Annotated in this window: 15 protein-coding genes, 1 tRNA gene and 2 pseudogenes; 14 read left to right on the plus strand and 4 right to left on the minus strand. The window is 28.4% G+C overall.

Annotation, left to right across the window (positions count from 1 at the left end):
* Window positions 1–4: 4 nt before the first annotated feature.
* From BTM21_RS03450 to folK, 3 genes are read left to right on the plus strand one after another with little or no spacing between them, the layout of a single operon-like run.
* Window positions 5–478, plus strand: coding sequence for an HD domain-containing protein (locus BTM21_RS03450; RefSeq protein WP_021876116.1), 474 nt, complete (start codon window positions 5–7; stop codon window positions 476–478).
* Between the two features lie 13 nt (window positions 479–491).
* A complete protein-coding gene (gene folP / locus BTM21_RS03455; RefSeq protein ID WP_021876115.1) occupies window positions 492–1,301 on the plus strand; it encodes a dihydropteroate synthase in 810 nt (269 codons plus the stop codon).
* Window positions 1,302–1,315: 14 nt separating this feature from the next.
* Window positions 1,316–2,137, plus strand: coding sequence for a 2-amino-4-hydroxy-6-hydroxymethyldihydropteridine diphosphokinase (gene folK / locus BTM21_RS03460; protein ID WP_021876114.1), 822 nt, complete (start codon window positions 1,316–1,318; stop codon window positions 2,135–2,137).
* A gap of 31 nt (window positions 2,138–2,168) precedes the next feature.
* Here folK and BTM21_RS03465 read toward each other — a convergent pair whose 3' ends face one another.
* Window positions 2,169–2,657: a DUF4883 family protein gene (locus BTM21_RS03465; protein WP_021876113.1), complete on the minus strand. Its 489-nt coding sequence runs from the start codon at window positions 2,655–2,657 to the stop codon at window positions 2,169–2,171.
* A 118-nt stretch (window positions 2,658–2,775) separates the two neighbouring features.
* Between BTM21_RS03465 and BTM21_RS03470 the strand changes: the two genes are divergently transcribed.
* The 5 genes and pseudogenes from BTM21_RS03470 (at window position 2,776) to BTM21_RS03490 (ending at window position 7,696) form a co-directional block, all read left to right on the plus strand.
* The gene (locus tag BTM21_RS03470) at window positions 2,776–3,054 is read left to right on the plus strand and encodes a hypothetical protein (RefSeq protein ID WP_096145340.1); all 279 of its coding nucleotides are present in this window, start codon (window positions 2,776–2,778) and stop codon (window positions 3,052–3,054) included.
* Window positions 3,055–3,316: 262 nt separating this feature from the next.
* Window positions 3,317–4,333 (plus strand): pyruvate kinase, encoded by a 1,017-nt coding sequence (locus BTM21_RS03475; RefSeq protein ID WP_021876111.1) that lies wholly within the window; start codon window positions 3,317–3,319, stop codon window positions 4,331–4,333.
* Window positions 4,334–4,415: 82 nt separating this feature from the next.
* Window positions 4,416–5,185, plus strand: a pseudogene (locus BTM21_RS03480) (response regulator).
* A 64-nt stretch (window positions 5,186–5,249) separates the two neighbouring features.
* Window positions 5,250–6,040 (plus strand): annotated as a pseudogene (locus BTM21_RS03485) (ABC transporter ATP-binding protein).
* Window positions 6,041–6,043: 3 nt separating this feature from the next.
* Window positions 6,044–7,696, plus strand: a complete 1,653-nt coding sequence (locus BTM21_RS03490; protein WP_021876107.1) for a hypothetical protein — start codon at window positions 6,044–6,046, stop codon at window positions 7,694–7,696.
* Window positions 7,697–7,855: 159 nt separating this feature from the next.
* Here BTM21_RS03490 and BTM21_RS03495 read toward each other — a convergent pair whose 3' ends face one another.
* Both BTM21_RS03495 and BTM21_RS03500 read right to left on the minus strand, forming a co-directional pair.
* Complete coding sequence (locus BTM21_RS03495) at window positions 7,856–8,173, minus strand: DUF1540 domain-containing protein (protein WP_021876106.1); 318 nt, start codon at window positions 8,171–8,173, stop codon at window positions 7,856–7,858.
* A gap of 32 nt (window positions 8,174–8,205) precedes the next feature.
* The gene (locus BTM21_RS03500; protein WP_021876105.1) at window positions 8,206–8,748 is read right to left on the minus strand and encodes an NADH peroxidase; all 543 of its coding nucleotides are present in this window, start codon (window positions 8,746–8,748) and stop codon (window positions 8,206–8,208) included.
* Between the two features lie 100 nt (window positions 8,749–8,848).
* Here BTM21_RS03500 and BTM21_RS03505 point away from each other — a divergent pair, with 100 nt between their 5' ends.
* Together BTM21_RS03505 and BTM21_RS03510 are read left to right on the plus strand one after the other, a co-directional pair.
* Entirely contained in the window at window positions 8,849–9,580 is a 732-nt protein-coding gene (locus BTM21_RS03505; protein WP_021876104.1) for an MATE family efflux transporter, read from the plus strand.
* Between the two features lie 137 nt (window positions 9,581–9,717).
* Window positions 9,718–9,921 (plus strand): Na+ driven multidrug efflux pump, encoded by a 204-nt coding sequence (locus tag BTM21_RS03510; RefSeq protein ID WP_021876103.1) that lies wholly within the window; start codon window positions 9,718–9,720, stop codon window positions 9,919–9,921.
* A gap of 150 nt (window positions 9,922–10,071) precedes the next feature.
* Here the strand turns inward: BTM21_RS03510 and BTM21_RS03515 are convergent.
* Window positions 10,072–10,155: transfer RNA gene (locus BTM21_RS03515), tRNA-Leu, on the minus strand.
* A 248-nt stretch (window positions 10,156–10,403) separates the two neighbouring features.
* On the opposite strand from BTM21_RS03515, the gene BTM21_RS03520 reads away from it, so the two are divergent.
* The 4 genes from BTM21_RS03520 to BTM21_RS03535 all read left to right on the plus strand — a co-directional run bounded on the left by BTM21_RS03520 (window position 10,404) and on the right by BTM21_RS03535 (window position 15,507).
* Window positions 10,404–11,096 (plus strand): iron-sulfur cluster assembly scaffold protein, encoded by a 693-nt coding sequence (locus BTM21_RS03520; protein WP_021876102.1) that lies wholly within the window; start codon window positions 10,404–10,406, stop codon window positions 11,094–11,096.
* 22 nt (window positions 11,097–11,118) lie between these two features.
* Window positions 11,119–12,120 carry a GGGtGRT protein gene (locus BTM21_RS03525; protein ID WP_021876101.1) on the plus strand — a complete coding sequence of 334 codons (1,002 nt, stop codon included), beginning with the start codon at window positions 11,119–11,121 and terminating at the stop codon, window positions 12,118–12,120.
* A gap of 303 nt (window positions 12,121–12,423) precedes the next feature.
* Window positions 12,424–13,737, plus strand: a complete 1,314-nt coding sequence (locus tag BTM21_RS03530) for an NCS2 family permease (protein WP_079481484.1) — start codon at window positions 12,424–12,426, stop codon at window positions 13,735–13,737.
* 348 nt (window positions 13,738–14,085) lie between these two features.
* Window positions 14,086–15,507, plus strand: a complete 1,422-nt coding sequence (locus BTM21_RS03535) for an amino acid permease (protein WP_021876099.1) — start codon at window positions 14,086–14,088, stop codon at window positions 15,505–15,507.
* The last annotated feature ends 75 nt before the right edge of the window (window positions 15,508–15,582 follow it).

The raw sequence follows: 15,582 nt of genomic DNA on the forward strand, positions 1-15,582 counted from the left end.
CACTTTGGAGAGATTAAATAAAATTTTAAATAGCAAGGAATATAAGGGATATATTAAAAAATTAGAAGGCTATGAAAAAGATAGGGAGTTTTGTAAACATGACTTTAATCATTTTACAGATTTAGCAAGAATAGCTTATATAAAAGTTTTAGAAAGAGGACTTTTATATGATAAAGAAATAATATATACTATTGCATTTTTACATGATATAGGTAGAGTATTACAGTATGAAAGTAATATACCCCATCATGAAGGAAGTGCAATAATTGCAAAAGAGCTTTTAGAAAAAAATAATTTCTCTAATGATGAAATAGAGCTTATTTTAAAATGTATAATAAATCATAGAAAAGATAGTGAAAGTGAACTTGAAAAGATAATATACGAATGTGATAAGTTATCAAGAAATTGTTTTTCATGTAAAGCAATTTCTAATTGCTATTGGGATGAAAATAAGAAAAATAAGCTTATCAAGTATTAAAGGGGTGTAATATATGAATATAGGAAGTAAAAATTTTAATATAGGTGATAGAACATTTATTATGGGGATATTAAATGTAACTCCAGATTCATTTTCAGATGGAGGAAAATTCAACGAGATAGATGCAGCTGTAAGAAGAGTAAAGGAAATGATAGAAGAAGGTGTTGACATAATAGATATTGGTGGAGAATCAACTAGACCAGGATCAGATTATGTAACAGAAACGGAAGAAATAGAAAGAGTTGTTCCAATAATAAAAGCTATAAAGGAATTTTTTGATATACCAATTTCAATAGATACCTATAAAAGTAAAACAGCAGAAGAAGCAATAAAAGCAGGGGCAGATATTATAAATGATATTTGGGGCTTTAAGAAAGATGAAAATATGGCTAAAGTGGCAGCTAAATATAATGTTCCATGTATTTTGATGCATAATAGAGAACCTAAAAAATACATTAATTTAATGGAAGAAGTACTTAAGGATTTAGAAGAGAGTATAGCTATTGCAACAACAGCTGGAGTCAAAAAGGAAAATATAATATTAGATCCAGGCATTGGGTTTGCTAAAACCTATGAAGAAAATTTAATTGTAATGAACAATTTAGAAATGATAGTTAATATGGGATACCCTGTTCTACTTGCAACATCTAGAAAGTCAATGATAGGCTTAACTTTAGATCTTCCAGCAGATGATAGAGTTGAAGGGACACTTTCAACAACAGTAATGGGAATAATGAAAGGTTGTCATTTTGTTAGAGTTCATGACATTAAGGAGAATAAAAGGGTAGCAGTAATGACAAATAAAATATTAAATGCAAAGTAAGAAGGTGATAATTTATGGGTAAATTATATTTAGAGAATATAGAGATATTTGCTAATCATGGTGTGTTCCAAGAAGAAAAAAATTTAGGGCAAAAGTTTATAATAAGTTTAGAGCTTAAATTAAATACAAGAGATGCGGCAATAACTGGAGATTTAAACAAGTCTGTTCATTATGGTGAACTATGTCATGAAATAGAAAAAGAATTTCAAAAAGAAAGCTATGATTTAATAGAAACAGCAGCAGAAAAAATAGCAGAGTTTATATTATTTAATTATGAGTTAGTAAAAGAAGTTAAGGTTATACTAAAAAAACCTTGGGCTCCAATAGGAAGACATTTAGATTATGCAGCTATAGAAATAACTAGAGGATGGCATAAGGCATATATATCTTTAGGAAGCAATATAGGACATAAAGAAGAAAATATAAAGGAAGCTATAGAAAAAGTAAATAATAGTAAATATATTAAAGTTAATAAAATATCAACTTTAATAGAAACAGAACCTTGGGGTTATGAAGAGCAAGATGTTTTTATAAATGGAGCAATAGAAGTATATACTACCCTTTCACCAAAAGAATTAATAAAAGAACTTTTAAAAATAGAATCAGATATGAAAAGAGAAAGAGTATTAAGATGGGGACCTAGAATTATAGATTTAGATGTAATATTCTATGATAATTTAATTTCAAGTGATGAAGAAATTATTATTCCACATCCAAGAATGGAAGAGAGGGAGTTTGTATTAAAACCATTAAATGAAATAGCTCCAAATATGTTACACCCTATTTTAAATAAAAGAGTTTTTAGATTATTAGAGGAATTAAAAGAAAATAATTAAAAAAACGGATATTTGATATCCGCTTTTTTTATTAGCCTTCAAAGCCTCTTGATATTTTTTCTATATATTCACAGAATTTATAAAGGTTATAATATGCGGGGACATCCTCCATAGTTATAATATCTTCTTTATAAATTCCATCCCAAGGATACACAGAAATTTGTTTATCATTAAAGGCATTTATAACATATTTTGCATTTTCAAATTCTATTATTAATTTATATCTAGGTTTAATATTTTCTTCTAAAGTTGTATCATAACTAGATTCTTTTAAAGACTCTATAAACTCTAAAAGGATACTATGTTCTTCTGGATTTACATCATAATATTTATAAACATTTAAATCAAAAATTTTAAGAGTGTAGGATTCTTTATTTACTAACTTTGTATATATTTCTTCTGTATAAAAATAAGGTGTAGGTTTATTTTTAGCATTTATGTATTCAGGACCAGCTAAGCTACATCCAGGTAAAATACAAATAAATAATAAAATAATAATTAATTTAAAGTAACGTTTCACTATAATCCTCCAATTATATCAATTTCTTTATAAACTTATTCTAAAACAATAAAATTTAGAACATTTTCCTTTTTAATGAATACTATATAATTATAAATAATTTTCCTTGGAGGATATCGTGAAGTTTGGGATTGATATTAATAATAGGAAAATGTTAATTACTATTGTAGAGAAAATGAAAGAAAAAGGACATTGGGTAGTAGATTTATCAAATGAAGCAAGTGGGAATAGAGGACAAATAGTTTTTAGGAAGGCTTTGCTAGCGAATTTAACCAATATAGATTTTTATATGGGAATTGAATTTGTAGATAAGCTACCTATTTATGAAGTATTTTATGATGAAAATATTTTATCAGAAACCTGTTGTAATGAGATAAAAAATTATTTTCAGGATTAAATAAAGAATTGAACTGTACTGGTCAAAGTAATTTGTACTTGGTAAAAAACACTAAGTCACCGGCAATATATATTAAAATACCTATGTCAGATAAAGGTATCATAGAGAGTGATTATCTAGATAAACTTATAGAAATATTAGTAAAGCTTCAATAGCTCTGACAGGAGTTTTCTTGTTAGAGTTTTTATTTTGTAAGTCTTTGTAATAATTTAAAGTTGATTGTAGTAATAATAAATGATTAGTAATTTTAGGAGAGGAAACTATGCATATTATAGCAACTGTAGGACCAAAATCATCAGAAAAATGGATCCTAAAAGAGTTTATAAGTAAAGGAGTAGACATATTAAGGCTAAATTGTTCTCATTTTAATGAAGAGGAATTTTTAGAGGTAGTTAGATATTCAAGAGAAATAAAAAGCGATATACATATAATGACTGATTTATGTGGGGAGAAAATAAGAGTATCATCTGAACTTAAGGATATTTATAAAATATATAATGGAGAGATAGTGTATTTTTGTGGAGAAGACTTTTATAAAAATATAAATATAGAACAATTAAAGGATATGAAATTAATTCCACTAACTATTAAAGCTCAAATATTACTTGAGGAAAGTATAAATAATATATCAATGAAAGATAATACTATGAATTTTGAAATACTAGAGAAAAAACAAGGGATAATTAAGGCAAAAGTTATAAGAGGTGGAATAGTTAGAAGTGGAAAAGGGTGTAATGTACCTAATTTAAAAAGAAACGAGACTTTTTTAAGTGATAAAGATAAAAAAGACATTAAATGGAGTATGGAGAAAAACATAGATATTATTTGTCAATCCTATGTTGAAACTAAAGAAGATATTGAATTTTTAAAAGCATATATTGACAATGAATTTGTAGATTATAAAAAACCAGAAATTTGGGCTAAGGTTGAAACACCAGAGGGAATTAAAAATCTTAAAGATATATTAACTGTTACAGACAATGTAGTAATAGGAAGAGGAGATTTAGTGCCAGAGTCAGGAATATTAAAAGCGGTTGAATTGGAAGATAAAGCTATAGAGTATATAGTTAAAAATAATAAAAATATAATTGTTGCTACTAATTTATTAAATAGTATGAAGCTTGGTAGTAGAGCAAGTCTACCAGAAGTAGAAAGTATCTATACATTTATTAAAAAAGGTGTAGGAGGTTTTTTACTTGCAGGGGAAACGTCAATAGGGAAAGCTCCAATTAAAACTATAGATTTTTTAAATAATGCAATAAAGTACTATAAGGATTAAAATACTTTATAATCTTTATAAAGAGTTAACTTCTTATTTCGAAAATAGAATTATAAAACATTAAGAGATGAGGAGAATTAATATGTACACAGTATTGCATATAGAACAAAGTGAATTTTTCTTAAAAATAGTTAAAAGTGAAGTATTAGGGAAGGGATATCAGTATATTTCAACAGAAAGCTTTAATGAGGCTAGCCGTATATTAGAGAATGATAAAATAGATTTAATAATAACATCTTTTTATGCAAAGGGTGGTAAACTTGAAGATTTCGTTAAAGATGTGAATTCTGAATACAACATACCTATATTTGTTGTTACTAGCAATGATGTAGATGAGAGTAGCAGAAATATTATTAATTTAGGGATTAGCGAATATATTTTAAAGAAAGATTTACAAGTGGAAATAAAAAACATCTAGATACAATCTTTAGAGAAGATGAATATATGAGATGTTTAAAAGAAGTTAAGATAGCAGTATTAGAAGACAATAAGCTTGAAAGAATAATAGAAAAGAAAATGCTAGAGGATCATGGAATAAAAAATGTCGATTATTATCAATCAGGAAGTGATCTTTTAAATAGTGAAGAAAAGTATGATATATATTTAGTAGATATCATATTAAAAAATGAATTTGGAAAAGACATTATAAGAAGAATAAGAAGAAATAATATAGATTCATCTATAATAGCGGTTACAGGATTAGATAATCAAAAGACACTTGCTAATCTATTAAATACTGGTGCAAATGACTTTATAACAAAACCTGTTAATGAAGATATGTTTATTGCAAAGTTAAAATCCAATGTAAGAGTTTATAATTTAGAGAAGAAACTTAAAAAATACCAAAAATAAAAAATTAACAAATTGTTTACAACCCTCCTTGATTAACATAAAATGTATTCAAGGGGGAGTTTTTATGTGTAATTTAAATAATAAAGTAATAGAAATTAAAGATTTAAAAATGAGCTATGGTAGTAAAAAGATGTATTAAAGGGTATCAATCTAGATATAGAAAAAGGAAATATAATTGGATACATAGGTCCAAATGGAGCAGGAAAAAGTACAACAGTAAAAATAATATTAGGATTAGTTAAAGGATTTACAGGTGAAGTTAAAGTATTTGGACAAGATATAACTAAGGATGATGGAAATTATAAAAAAAGAATAGGTTATGTTCCTGAAGTTCCAGAGATATATGATAGTCTGACGGGAAAAGAATACTTAACTTTTATAGGTGAACTTTATGGCTTAGATTATGAGAAAGCAGATGAAAAAGCTAAAAAACTTATGACTATTATGGGAATAAGGGAGGTATATTATAAGAGAATATCTTCTTATTCAAAAGGAATGAAACAAAAGTTAATAATTATATCAAGTTTGCTTCATAATCCAGATATATTATTTTTAGATGAGCCACTTAGTGGTTTAGATGCCAATAGTGTAATGATTATTAAAGAGATATTAGCAGAGCTTGCAAGACAAGGGAAAACTATATTTTACTCGTCTCATATAATGGAAGTTGTTGAAAAAATAAGTGATAGAATAATCCTTATAAATGATGGAAATATTGTAGCTGATGGAGCATTTAATGAATTACAAGATAATTGTAAGGAAGGATCTCTTGAAGGAATATTTAATCAATTAACTGGATTTAATGACCATAAAGAGTTAGCTGAAAAATTTATATCTATAGTTAAAGAGGTGTAGTATATGAAGGAATTTAAAGTTTTCAAGATACTAGACAGATTAAAAGGGATGTATACAAATTTAGGTGTAGATTATGATGTTATGAAACTTATATTAAAAACTAAACTCACTATGGATAGAAGAAAAACGTCTACAGTTTTTAATGGAAATTATAAAAAAAATACTACTTCAGAAAATGCTAATAAAGCTATGATAATGTATGTAATTATGGGATTTATAATGATGCTTTTTATAGTAGTTAAAATGAATATTATGTATCAAATGTGTGTTTACTTTTTTATGTTTATGTTTTTTGTATTGACTATATTTATATCTGACTATGCATCCATACTTTTAGATGTAAGAGATAGTAATATAATATCAACTAAAGGAGTAAGTTCAAAAACTATAAATGCAGCTAAGATTACTCATATTATTGTTTATTTAGTAACTTTAACTTTAGCTATGGGGGGATTCGGATTAATAGTATCCTTAAGATATGGAATACTATTTTTCTTAGTATTTTTAATAAATTTAATATTAATAGATTTATTAATGATTATGATAACGGCATTAGCATATTTTTTAGTGCTTAAATTTTTTGATGGAGAAAAACTTAAGGATATTATAAACTTTGTTCAAATAGTACTTAGTATATCTATGGTATTGATGTCTCAAGTGCTTCCTAGAATGTTTTCATTTGTAGATGTTGAAGTTATTTATAATCCTAAATTATGGCATTATTTTATAGCACCAATGTGGTTTGCAGCTCCATTAGAAATGATTGTAGAAAAAAGAAGTGATAGTTCACTTATTATTATGACTATACTTTCCCTAATAATACCTATAATAACTATATGTATTTATTCTAAATTAACACCTGCTTTTGAAGAGTATCTACAAAAGTTAAATAATAATAATTATAAAATTAATAAAGAGAAGTTTAGTTTATACAAAACAATAGGAAAAATAATTTGCAAAGATAAAGAAGAAAGAATTTTTTATAACTTTACAAATAATTTAATATCTTCAGAAAGAGAATACAAGCTTAAGGTTTATCCCAATGTAGCTATGGGATTAGTATATCCTTTTCTATTTATGATAATTGATAAATCACATAATGAAAGTTTTTCGGCATGGATAGCACGTCTTCCAGAAAGTAAGACTTTTTTAACGATATATTTAGCTCTTATGATTATTCCAACTATTATAATGATGATTAAGTATTCAGAAAAATATAGAGGTGCGTGGATTTATGAAATAGTACCTATAAAAAATATATCATCTATATTTAAAGGATCTATAAAGGCGATATATGTTAAACTGATACTTCCTAGTATACTTATATTATGTATAATATTTACTTGCTTATATTCCTTTGGAGTTATAAAGCATTTAATAGCAGTGATTTTAGCAAGTATATTTATGTCAATAGTATGTTTTGCAATAGGGGATAAGGCTATACCTTTCTCGTTAGATTTTAAACCAGGAGAAAATGGAGGCGATATTTCATCGTTTATATTAACAATGTTTTTAATGGGCATTATTGCTGGAGTACATTTTTTAGCAACATTAATACCTATTGGAATATATATTTATATAGCAATTCTTTTAATAATAGATATATTGTTATGGAAAAACTCTTTTAATATATCTAAGAAGTCTATAATGAATTAAGATATTATTAATAATTTTGTATACTTTCTGTAACAGGATTGACACATAAGGGGTGTATTATAAAACCATGATAGTGATGCAGAAAGAGATTTTCATCATTGATCAATAATTATCCCCTTTAATAAAATTAACACCTATTGCTAGGTGTTAATTTTTTATTTATTTATTAGAAAAACTTTCACAATTAGTTTCAGTATAAATTTTTGCTTCGTTTCCAGATACGTCAATTGAATTTAAATTACATAATTTATTGTTATTATGGGTGCAACTTTCAACTTGACAAACGATACAATTACAAGGTCCTTCTTCTTTAGTAACATTTGTTAAATTACTATAATGTTTTTCATCTAAGAAAGAGCCACAACAAGTATCATGTTTATGGCAAGCTGTTTTACCACCTATATCAACACGATCAGAAAAACATATACCTGATTTATTATATGAACAATTATTTACATCACAATTAATTTTTTGCATAGAACTCACTCCTTCAAATAAAAGTTTTAATTTTAGTGGAAATATCTTTCAAGAAGACCTTTGAAGGCTCTTCCATGTCTAGCTTCGTCTTTACACATTTCATGAACACTATCGTGAATTGCGTCTAAATTATTTTGTTTTGCTAAAGTAGCAAGTTTTTTCTTACCATCACAAGCACCATATTCAGCTTCCACTCTAGCCTTAAGGTTTGCTTTAGTATCTGGAGCAACAACTTCACCTAACATTTCAGCAAATCTTGCAGCATGATCAGCTTCTTCAAAAGCTATTCTTTTATAAGCTTCACCAACTTCAGGGAATCCTTCCCTATCAGCTTGACGAGACATTGCTAGATACATTCCAACTTCAGTACATTCACCTATGAAGTTTGCTCTTAACCCTTCTATTATTTCAGCATCGATACCTTCGGCGATTCCAATTCTATGTTCATCAGCCCAAGCTAAATCATCTGACATTTCAATGAATTTATCAGCCCCAACTTTACAAACAGGACATATTTCAGGTGGTGTATCTCCTTCATGAATATATCCACAAACAGTACAAACAAATTTTTTCATTAAAGTCCCTCCTAGATTTATAAAATTATAGATATAAAATTTATATCTAATTAAAGTATGTCCGAATTTTTGAATAATATTTCATATAGAAGGGGGCATTATGGAAAAAATAAAGGATTTTTTTAAAAATAAGCAGTTTTTTAAAACTTTAATTATATTAGCATTACCTATTATATTGCAAAATATTTTAACTTCATCATTAAATATGGCTGATACATTAATGATTGGTTCTATTGGAGATGAACAAGTTGCAGCAGTAGGTATTTTTACAAAAGATCTACAAGTTATAAAAGAAGCATCTTCATATTTAGCTATTGTAAGTATAAGTTATATTGTAACAGCAATTACATTTACTATAGCAACAGCATTAAGATGTATGGAAGATTCTAAGACACCTATGATTATAAGTGCAGTTGCAGTTTGTATAAATATAGTATTAAACTATATTTTTATATTTGGTAAGTTTGGAGTACCAGAGATGGGAGTACAAGGAGCTGCTATTGCAACAGTAATAGCAAGATTTGTAGAATGTACTCTTCTAGCCATTAAAGGGCATAAACATAAAGTATTGCATGGAGAATTTAAAGAGTATTTTATGTTTAAAAAAGATTTTGCTTTTTCAATTTATAAATCAGTAATTCTAGTAGTTCTTAATGAAGCTTGCTGGGGATTTGGTACTTTTTTCTATTCAATAGCATATGGAAAGCTTGGTACAGAGTCTATGGCAGCAGTGCAAATAACAAATAATATTCAAAACCTTTTCTTTGTAGTATGTTTTAGTATGGCAAGTTCTTCTCTAGTAATGATAGGAAATTTAATGTATCATATATAGTTAAAGAATATTCAATATTAATATTAAGAATATATAGTGTATGTTACCCTATAAGAGTAGTTAATTTAGTTCTTATAGTAGGAGTATTTAGAGGTGGTGGAGATGCTAGCTTTGCTCTAAAAGCAGAAGTATTGACTATGTGGTTTATTGGAGTTCCTATGGCATTTATAGGGGCAGTACTATTAGGATTTCCTATATATTTAGTAATTTTAATGGTAACAGCGGAAGAAATAGCGAAGTTTATAGTATCTATATTTAGATTTAAAAGCTATAAATGGGTTCATAATGTAATAGAAAAATCATCTGTAAATAAAAAAAACAAAGAGGACTATTTAAAATAAAATAGTCCTCTTTGTTTTTTGAAATTTCATATTAATTAGGAATTTTATATATCCTTAATACTATTATTATCATAATAATAATAAATATATACATAAAATAAAAAATATCACAACTTTTTATTAAAAATTGTGATATTTTTATAATTTAATTGGTGCCGGCAGAGGGAATCGAACCCTCACGGTAAAACCGCATGATTTTGAGTCATGTGCGTCTGCCAGTTCCGCCATGCCGACAAGGTCTCTTCATTAGAAAATAATATCATAAAAGAATAAAAATTTCAAGTTTTAATTTTTTATTCCTAAAAAGATAAAAATTTTACAATAAAATCTTGTTAGTATGGACAAGTTCTGATATTATTAGAAGAGGATAAATTTAACCCAGTGGGTTTAATTTTGACCCAGTTATGTGTAGTCTACATATTAAACACATAGTTAGTAGAAGAAGACTACGACTATTTAATAATTAGGGAGGAATCAATGATATGATGTATTCAAGAGAAGTTGAAGAAATGTGTGTTGTTGCTAAGGGACCTAATCATGGTCCAGCACCGATTCCTGTAGAAGGAAGATGGGTACAATCTAAAGAAGTTAAAGATATTTCAGGATTAACTCATGGTGTGGGTTGGTGTGCACCACAACAAGGAGCTTGTAAATTAACTTTAAACGTTAAAGATGGAATAATAGAAGAGGCGTTAGTTGAAACAATTGGATGTTCAGGAATGACTCATTCAGCTGCTATGGCTTCAGAAATATTACCAGGAAAGACTATATTAGAAGCATTAAACACAGACTTAGTTTGTGATGCTATAAACACAGCTATGAGAGAATTATTCTTACAAATAGTTTATGGAAGAACTCAAACTGCTTTCTCAGAAGGTGGATTACCAATAGGAGCTGGACTTGAAGATTTAGGAAAAGGATTAAGATCTCAAGTTGGTACTATGTACGGAACAGTTGCTAAGGGACCAAGATACTTAGAAATGGCAGAAGGTTATGTAACTGAAACAGCTTTAGATGCTGATGGAGAAATCATAGGTTACAAATTCGTTCACTTAGGCAAGATGATGGAAATGGTTGCTAAGGGAATGGATGCTAATGAAGCTTTAGCTAAAGCTACAGGACAATACGGAAGATTTGATGACGCTGTTACAGTTATAGATCCAAGACACAAATAATATTGTAAGGAGGAATAGAAACATGGCATTATTTGAAAGTTATGAAAGAAGAATTAACCAAATCACTCCAGTATTACAAAAATACGGAATGGAAAAAATAGAAGATGCTAAGGCTGTATGTGATGAAAAGGGAATCAACGTTTATGATATCGTTAAGTCAACTCAACCAATCGCATTCGAAAACGCTATGTGGGCTTACACTTTAGGTGCTGCTATAGCTATAAAGAAGGGCTGCGTAAAGGCTGCTGATGCTGCTGAAGCTCTAGGAGAAGGATTACAAGCATTCTGTATCCCAGGATCAGTTGCTGATGATAGAAAAGTTGGTTTAGGCCACGGAAACTTAGGAGCTATGCTTTTAAGAGAAGAAACTAAATGTTTCGCATTCTTAGCAGGACACGAAAGCTTCGCTGCTGCTGAAGGTGCTATAAAGATAGCTGAAAAAGCTAACAAGGTAAGAAAAGAACCTTTAAGAGTTATATTAAACGGTCTTGGAAAAGATGCTGCTTATATAATTTCAAGAATTAACGGATTTACTTATGTTCAAACTAAGTTTGATTACATGACTGGTAAATTAGAAATAGTTAAAGAAAAAGCATACTCAAACGGACCAAGAGCTGCAGTTAAGTGCTACGGTTCAGACGACGTTAGAGAAGGTGTTGCTATAATGCATCACGAAGGAGTTGACGTATCAATCACTGGTAACTCAACTAACCCTACAAGATTCCAACATCCAGTTGCTGGAACATACAAGAAGGAATGTGTAGAACAAGGTAAGAAGTACTTCTCAGTTGCATCAGGTGGTGGTACTGGAAGAACTCTTCACCCAGATAACATGGCAGCAGGTCCTGCTTCATACGGTATGACTGATACTATGGGAAGAATGCACTCAGATGCACAATTCGCAGGATCATCATCAGTTCCAGCTCACGTTGAAATGATGGGTCTTATCGGAATGGGTAACAACCCAATGGTTGGAGCTACAGTTGCAGTTTCAGTTGCTATAGAAGAAGCAATGAGCAAGTAATAAGCTTTGATATTCAACAACAATAAAGTCATATCACAGTTATTAAACTTGTGTTATTGATGATAGAGTTGTGTTAAAAGTTGTGAAAATAATGAAGGAGAAATCCTTTGTTATTTCACAACTTTTTTGTTTTCATACGTATATTTTTATTTATAAATTTAATAAAATATGCAAATAACAATAATATTGCGAAATTTATTTAAAAAATACATAAAAATATTTGTATATTTACTTGGCAATTGACGAAAAATGTTGTATTATAGTTCAGGGATTTATAAAAATATACGAAAGAAGGAAAGTTTTATGAAAAACACGAAAATTAATAGTTATTTAGATAATTATTTTCACTTAGGTAAAAATAACACTAATGTAAAAACGGAAATGATAGCAGGTATAACTACTTTCATGACTATGGCTTATATATTAATAGTTAACCCATCAATATTAGCAGCAGCTGGAATGGATAGTGGAGCAGTATTTACAGCTACAGCAGTATCAGCAGTTATCTCAACGTTAATAATGGGATTATATGCAAAACTTCCTTTTGCTCAAGCACCAGGAATGGGATTAAATGCTTTTTTTGCCTTTACAGTAGTATTAGGCATGGGATATTCTTTTGAGTTTGCTTTAACAGCAGTATTTTTAGAAGGATTAATATTTATAATATTAACAGTATTTAATGTTCGTGAGGCAGTAGTTGATTCTATACCAAGCAATATTAAAAAAGCTATTTCAGTTGGAATAGGTTTATTTATTGCTTTAATAGGATTAGAAGGAGCAGGAGTTGTAATTAAAGGAGAAGGAACTTTAGTAGCTCTTGGAGATATAACTAAGGGAAGTGCATTACTTGCTATTATAGGTATAGTAATTACAGCAATTTTAATAGCTAGAAATGTTAAGGGTGCTTTATTCTTAGGAATGATAATTACAGCTATAATAGGAGTTCCTATGGGAATAACACCAATTCCAACCAATATATTAAGTACACCACCTTCATTAAGCCCTGTTTTTATGAAGTTTGAGTGGCATAATATATTCTCATTAGATATGGTAGTTGTATTATTTACATTATTATTTATGGACATGTTTGATAATATAGGAACTTTAGTTGGAGTTGCAACTAAAGCAAAGATGTTAGATGAAAATGGTAAAGTACCAAATATCAAAAAAGCTTTATTTGCAGATGCTATTGGTACTACATTAGGAGCGTGTCTTGGAACTAGTACAGTAAGTACATTTGTTGAAAGTGCTTCAGGGGTTGCTGAAGGTGGTAGAACAGGATTAACAGCTGTATCTACAGCTATAATGTTTGCTTTTGCATTATTCTTTGCACCTTTATTCGGAGTTATAACTCCGGCTGTAACATGCTCAGCTTTAGTGTTAGTTGGATTATTTATGTTAGAGCCAATACTTGAAATAGATTTAAAAGATTGGACTGAAGCTATACCAGCTTTCTTAACAATAATAATGATGCCTTTAGCATATAGTATATCAGATGGTATTGTTTTTGGAGTGATATCTTATATTATAATTAAGCTATTTACAGGAAGAAGAAAAGAAATAAGTATGACAACTGTAATAGTGGGTATAATCTTTATACTTAAATTTATAATTTAATATTAAATATAAGCATGTTTAAGATTAACTTTTCTTTAAAAGAAATCTAAAACATGCTTTTTAATTAGAAGGTAGTAGTATTAATTTAAAAGTTAAGTGGGATTATTAGCTAATAATATAATAAGTTTTTTTAGGATAATATATTAATATAGCACAAAATGTATTTTTATAGATTATATTTAATAAATAATTTATATATATAACTTTAATATAATAATAAAAGAAAAATCAGAATATTTTTTGTGATTGTCGAACTCTAAATAGGCTGGTAGAATAAGAGAGTATATATTATTATATTATAAATATATTATAAATTTTTAGAAAGTTAAAATTTTAGGAGGAGTAGAAATGACAGACAACTCTAAAAACATTAGATGGTATAATCTTGCCTTAATGGCATTTGTATCTGTTTGGGGATTTGGTAATGTAGTTAATAATTATGCAAATCAAGGATTAACAGTAGTTGTATCATGGGTATTAATAATAGCTTTATATTTTGTACCGTATGCATTAATGGTTGGAGAATTAGGTTCAACATTTAAAGATGCAAAGGGTGGAGTAAGTACATGGATTAGAGAAACAATGAGTCCTACATTAGCTTATTTAGCAGGGTGGACTTACTGGGTAGTACATATCCCTTACTTAGCTCAAAAGCCACAATCAGTTTTAATAGCTTTAGGATGGACAATAAAACAAGATGGTTCTTTAATAAAGAGTATGGATTCATTAGTAGCGCAAGGGATAACTTTAGTAGTATTCTTAGTATTTTTATGGATAGCATCTAGAGGTGTTACATCATTGAAGAGAATAGGAACTATTGCAGGAACATCAACTTTCATAATGTCAATATTATATATTTTATTAATGGTAGCAGCTCCAGCAATAAGAGGTATAGAGCCTGCAACAACTAATATTACATTTAAGACAATTATGCCAGAGTTTAATTTTGCGTATTTCACTACCTTATCAATGTTAGTATTTGCAGTTGGTGGATGTGAAAAGATATCACCATATGTAAATAATATGAAAAATTCAAGTAAGGAATTCCCAAGAGGAATGATTATATTAGCTGTTATGGTTACAGTATCAGCAATTTTAGGATCTATAGCAATGGGAATGATGTTTGATTCAAATAATATTCCAAAAGATCTTATGATGAATGGTCAATATTATGCATTCCAAAAACTTGGAGAATATTATGGTGTTGGGAAATTATTATTAATAATTTATGCTTTAGCTAATATGCTAGCTCAAATTTCAGCATTAGTTTTCTCAATAGATGCACCGTTAAAGGTTTTACTTTCAGATGCTGATTCAAGATATATACCAAAGGCTTTAACTAAGACAAATAAATATGGTGCTCCAATAAATGGATACTATATGACAGCTGTATTAGTAGGTATATTAATTATGATTCCAGCTCTTGGAATAAGAGATATGAATGCATTATTTGATTGGTTATTAAAATTAAATTCAGTAGTAATGCCACTTAGATATTTATGGGTATTCTTAGCATTTATAATGCTTAAGAAGGCTGCTGGTAAATTTAAAGCAGATTATAAATTTGTTAAGAATGATAAATTTGCTTTAATAATAGGTGTTTGGTGTTTTGTATTTACTGCTTTTGCATGTATTATGGGGATGTTCCCAAATGGAGTTGAAACTTATTCAAGTCAATGGTGGTTCCAAATAGTACTTAATGTACTTACTCCATTTGCATTATTAGGTTTAGGTTTAATTTTACCTAAAATAGCTTCAAAAACTAATTAAAAATTAAATTTATAGCTACTAGCATATTATGTTAGTAGCTATTTTTTATATAAAAAAGTATAAATTATTATATTA

Origin of the sequence: Clostridium chauvoei (assembly GCF_002327185.1) — a bacterium.
Lineage (GTDB): Bacteria > Bacillota > Clostridia > Clostridiales > Clostridiaceae > Clostridium > Clostridium chauvoei.

Bases quoted from the DNA above. Each gene is read 5' to 3' on its own strand.
- BTM21_RS03505 (WP_021876104.1), top strand. From the start codon at position 8,849: ATGGAAAAAATAAAGGATTTTTTTAAAAATAAGCAGTTTTTTAAAACT.
- folK (WP_021876114.1), top strand. From the start codon at position 1,316: ATGGGTAAATTATATTTAGAGAATATAGAGATATTTGCTAATCATGGT.
- BTM21_RS03500 (WP_021876105.1), bottom strand. From the start codon at position 8,748: ATGAAAAAATTTGTTTGTACTGTTTGTGGATATATTCATGAAGGAGAT.
- BTM21_RS03535 (WP_021876099.1), top strand. From the start codon at position 14,086: ATGACAGACAACTCTAAAAACATTAGATGGTATAATCTTGCCTTAATG.
- BTM21_RS03510 (WP_021876103.1), top strand. From the start codon at position 9,718: ATGTGGTTTATTGGAGTTCCTATGGCATTTATAGGGGCAGTACTATTA.
- BTM21_RS03475 (WP_021876111.1), top strand. From the start codon at position 3,317: ATGCATATTATAGCAACTGTAGGACCAAAATCATCAGAAAAATGGATC.
- BTM21_RS03520 (WP_021876102.1), top strand. From the start codon at position 10,404: ATGATGTATTCAAGAGAAGTTGAAGAAATGTGTGTTGTTGCTAAGGGA.
- folP (WP_021876115.1), top strand. From the start codon at position 492: ATGAATATAGGAAGTAAAAATTTTAATATAGGTGATAGAACATTTATT.
- BTM21_RS03490 (WP_021876107.1), top strand. From the start codon at position 6,044: ATGAAGGAATTTAAAGTTTTCAAGATACTAGACAGATTAAAAGGGATG.
- BTM21_RS03530 (WP_079481484.1), top strand. From the start codon at position 12,424: ATGAAAAACACGAAAATTAATAGTTATTTAGATAATTATTTTCACTTA.
- BTM21_RS03495 (WP_021876106.1), bottom strand. From the start codon at position 8,173: ATGCAAAAAATTAATTGTGATGTAAATAATTGTTCATATAATAAATCA.
- BTM21_RS03525 (WP_021876101.1), top strand. From the start codon at position 11,119: ATGGCATTATTTGAAAGTTATGAAAGAAGAATTAACCAAATCACTCCA.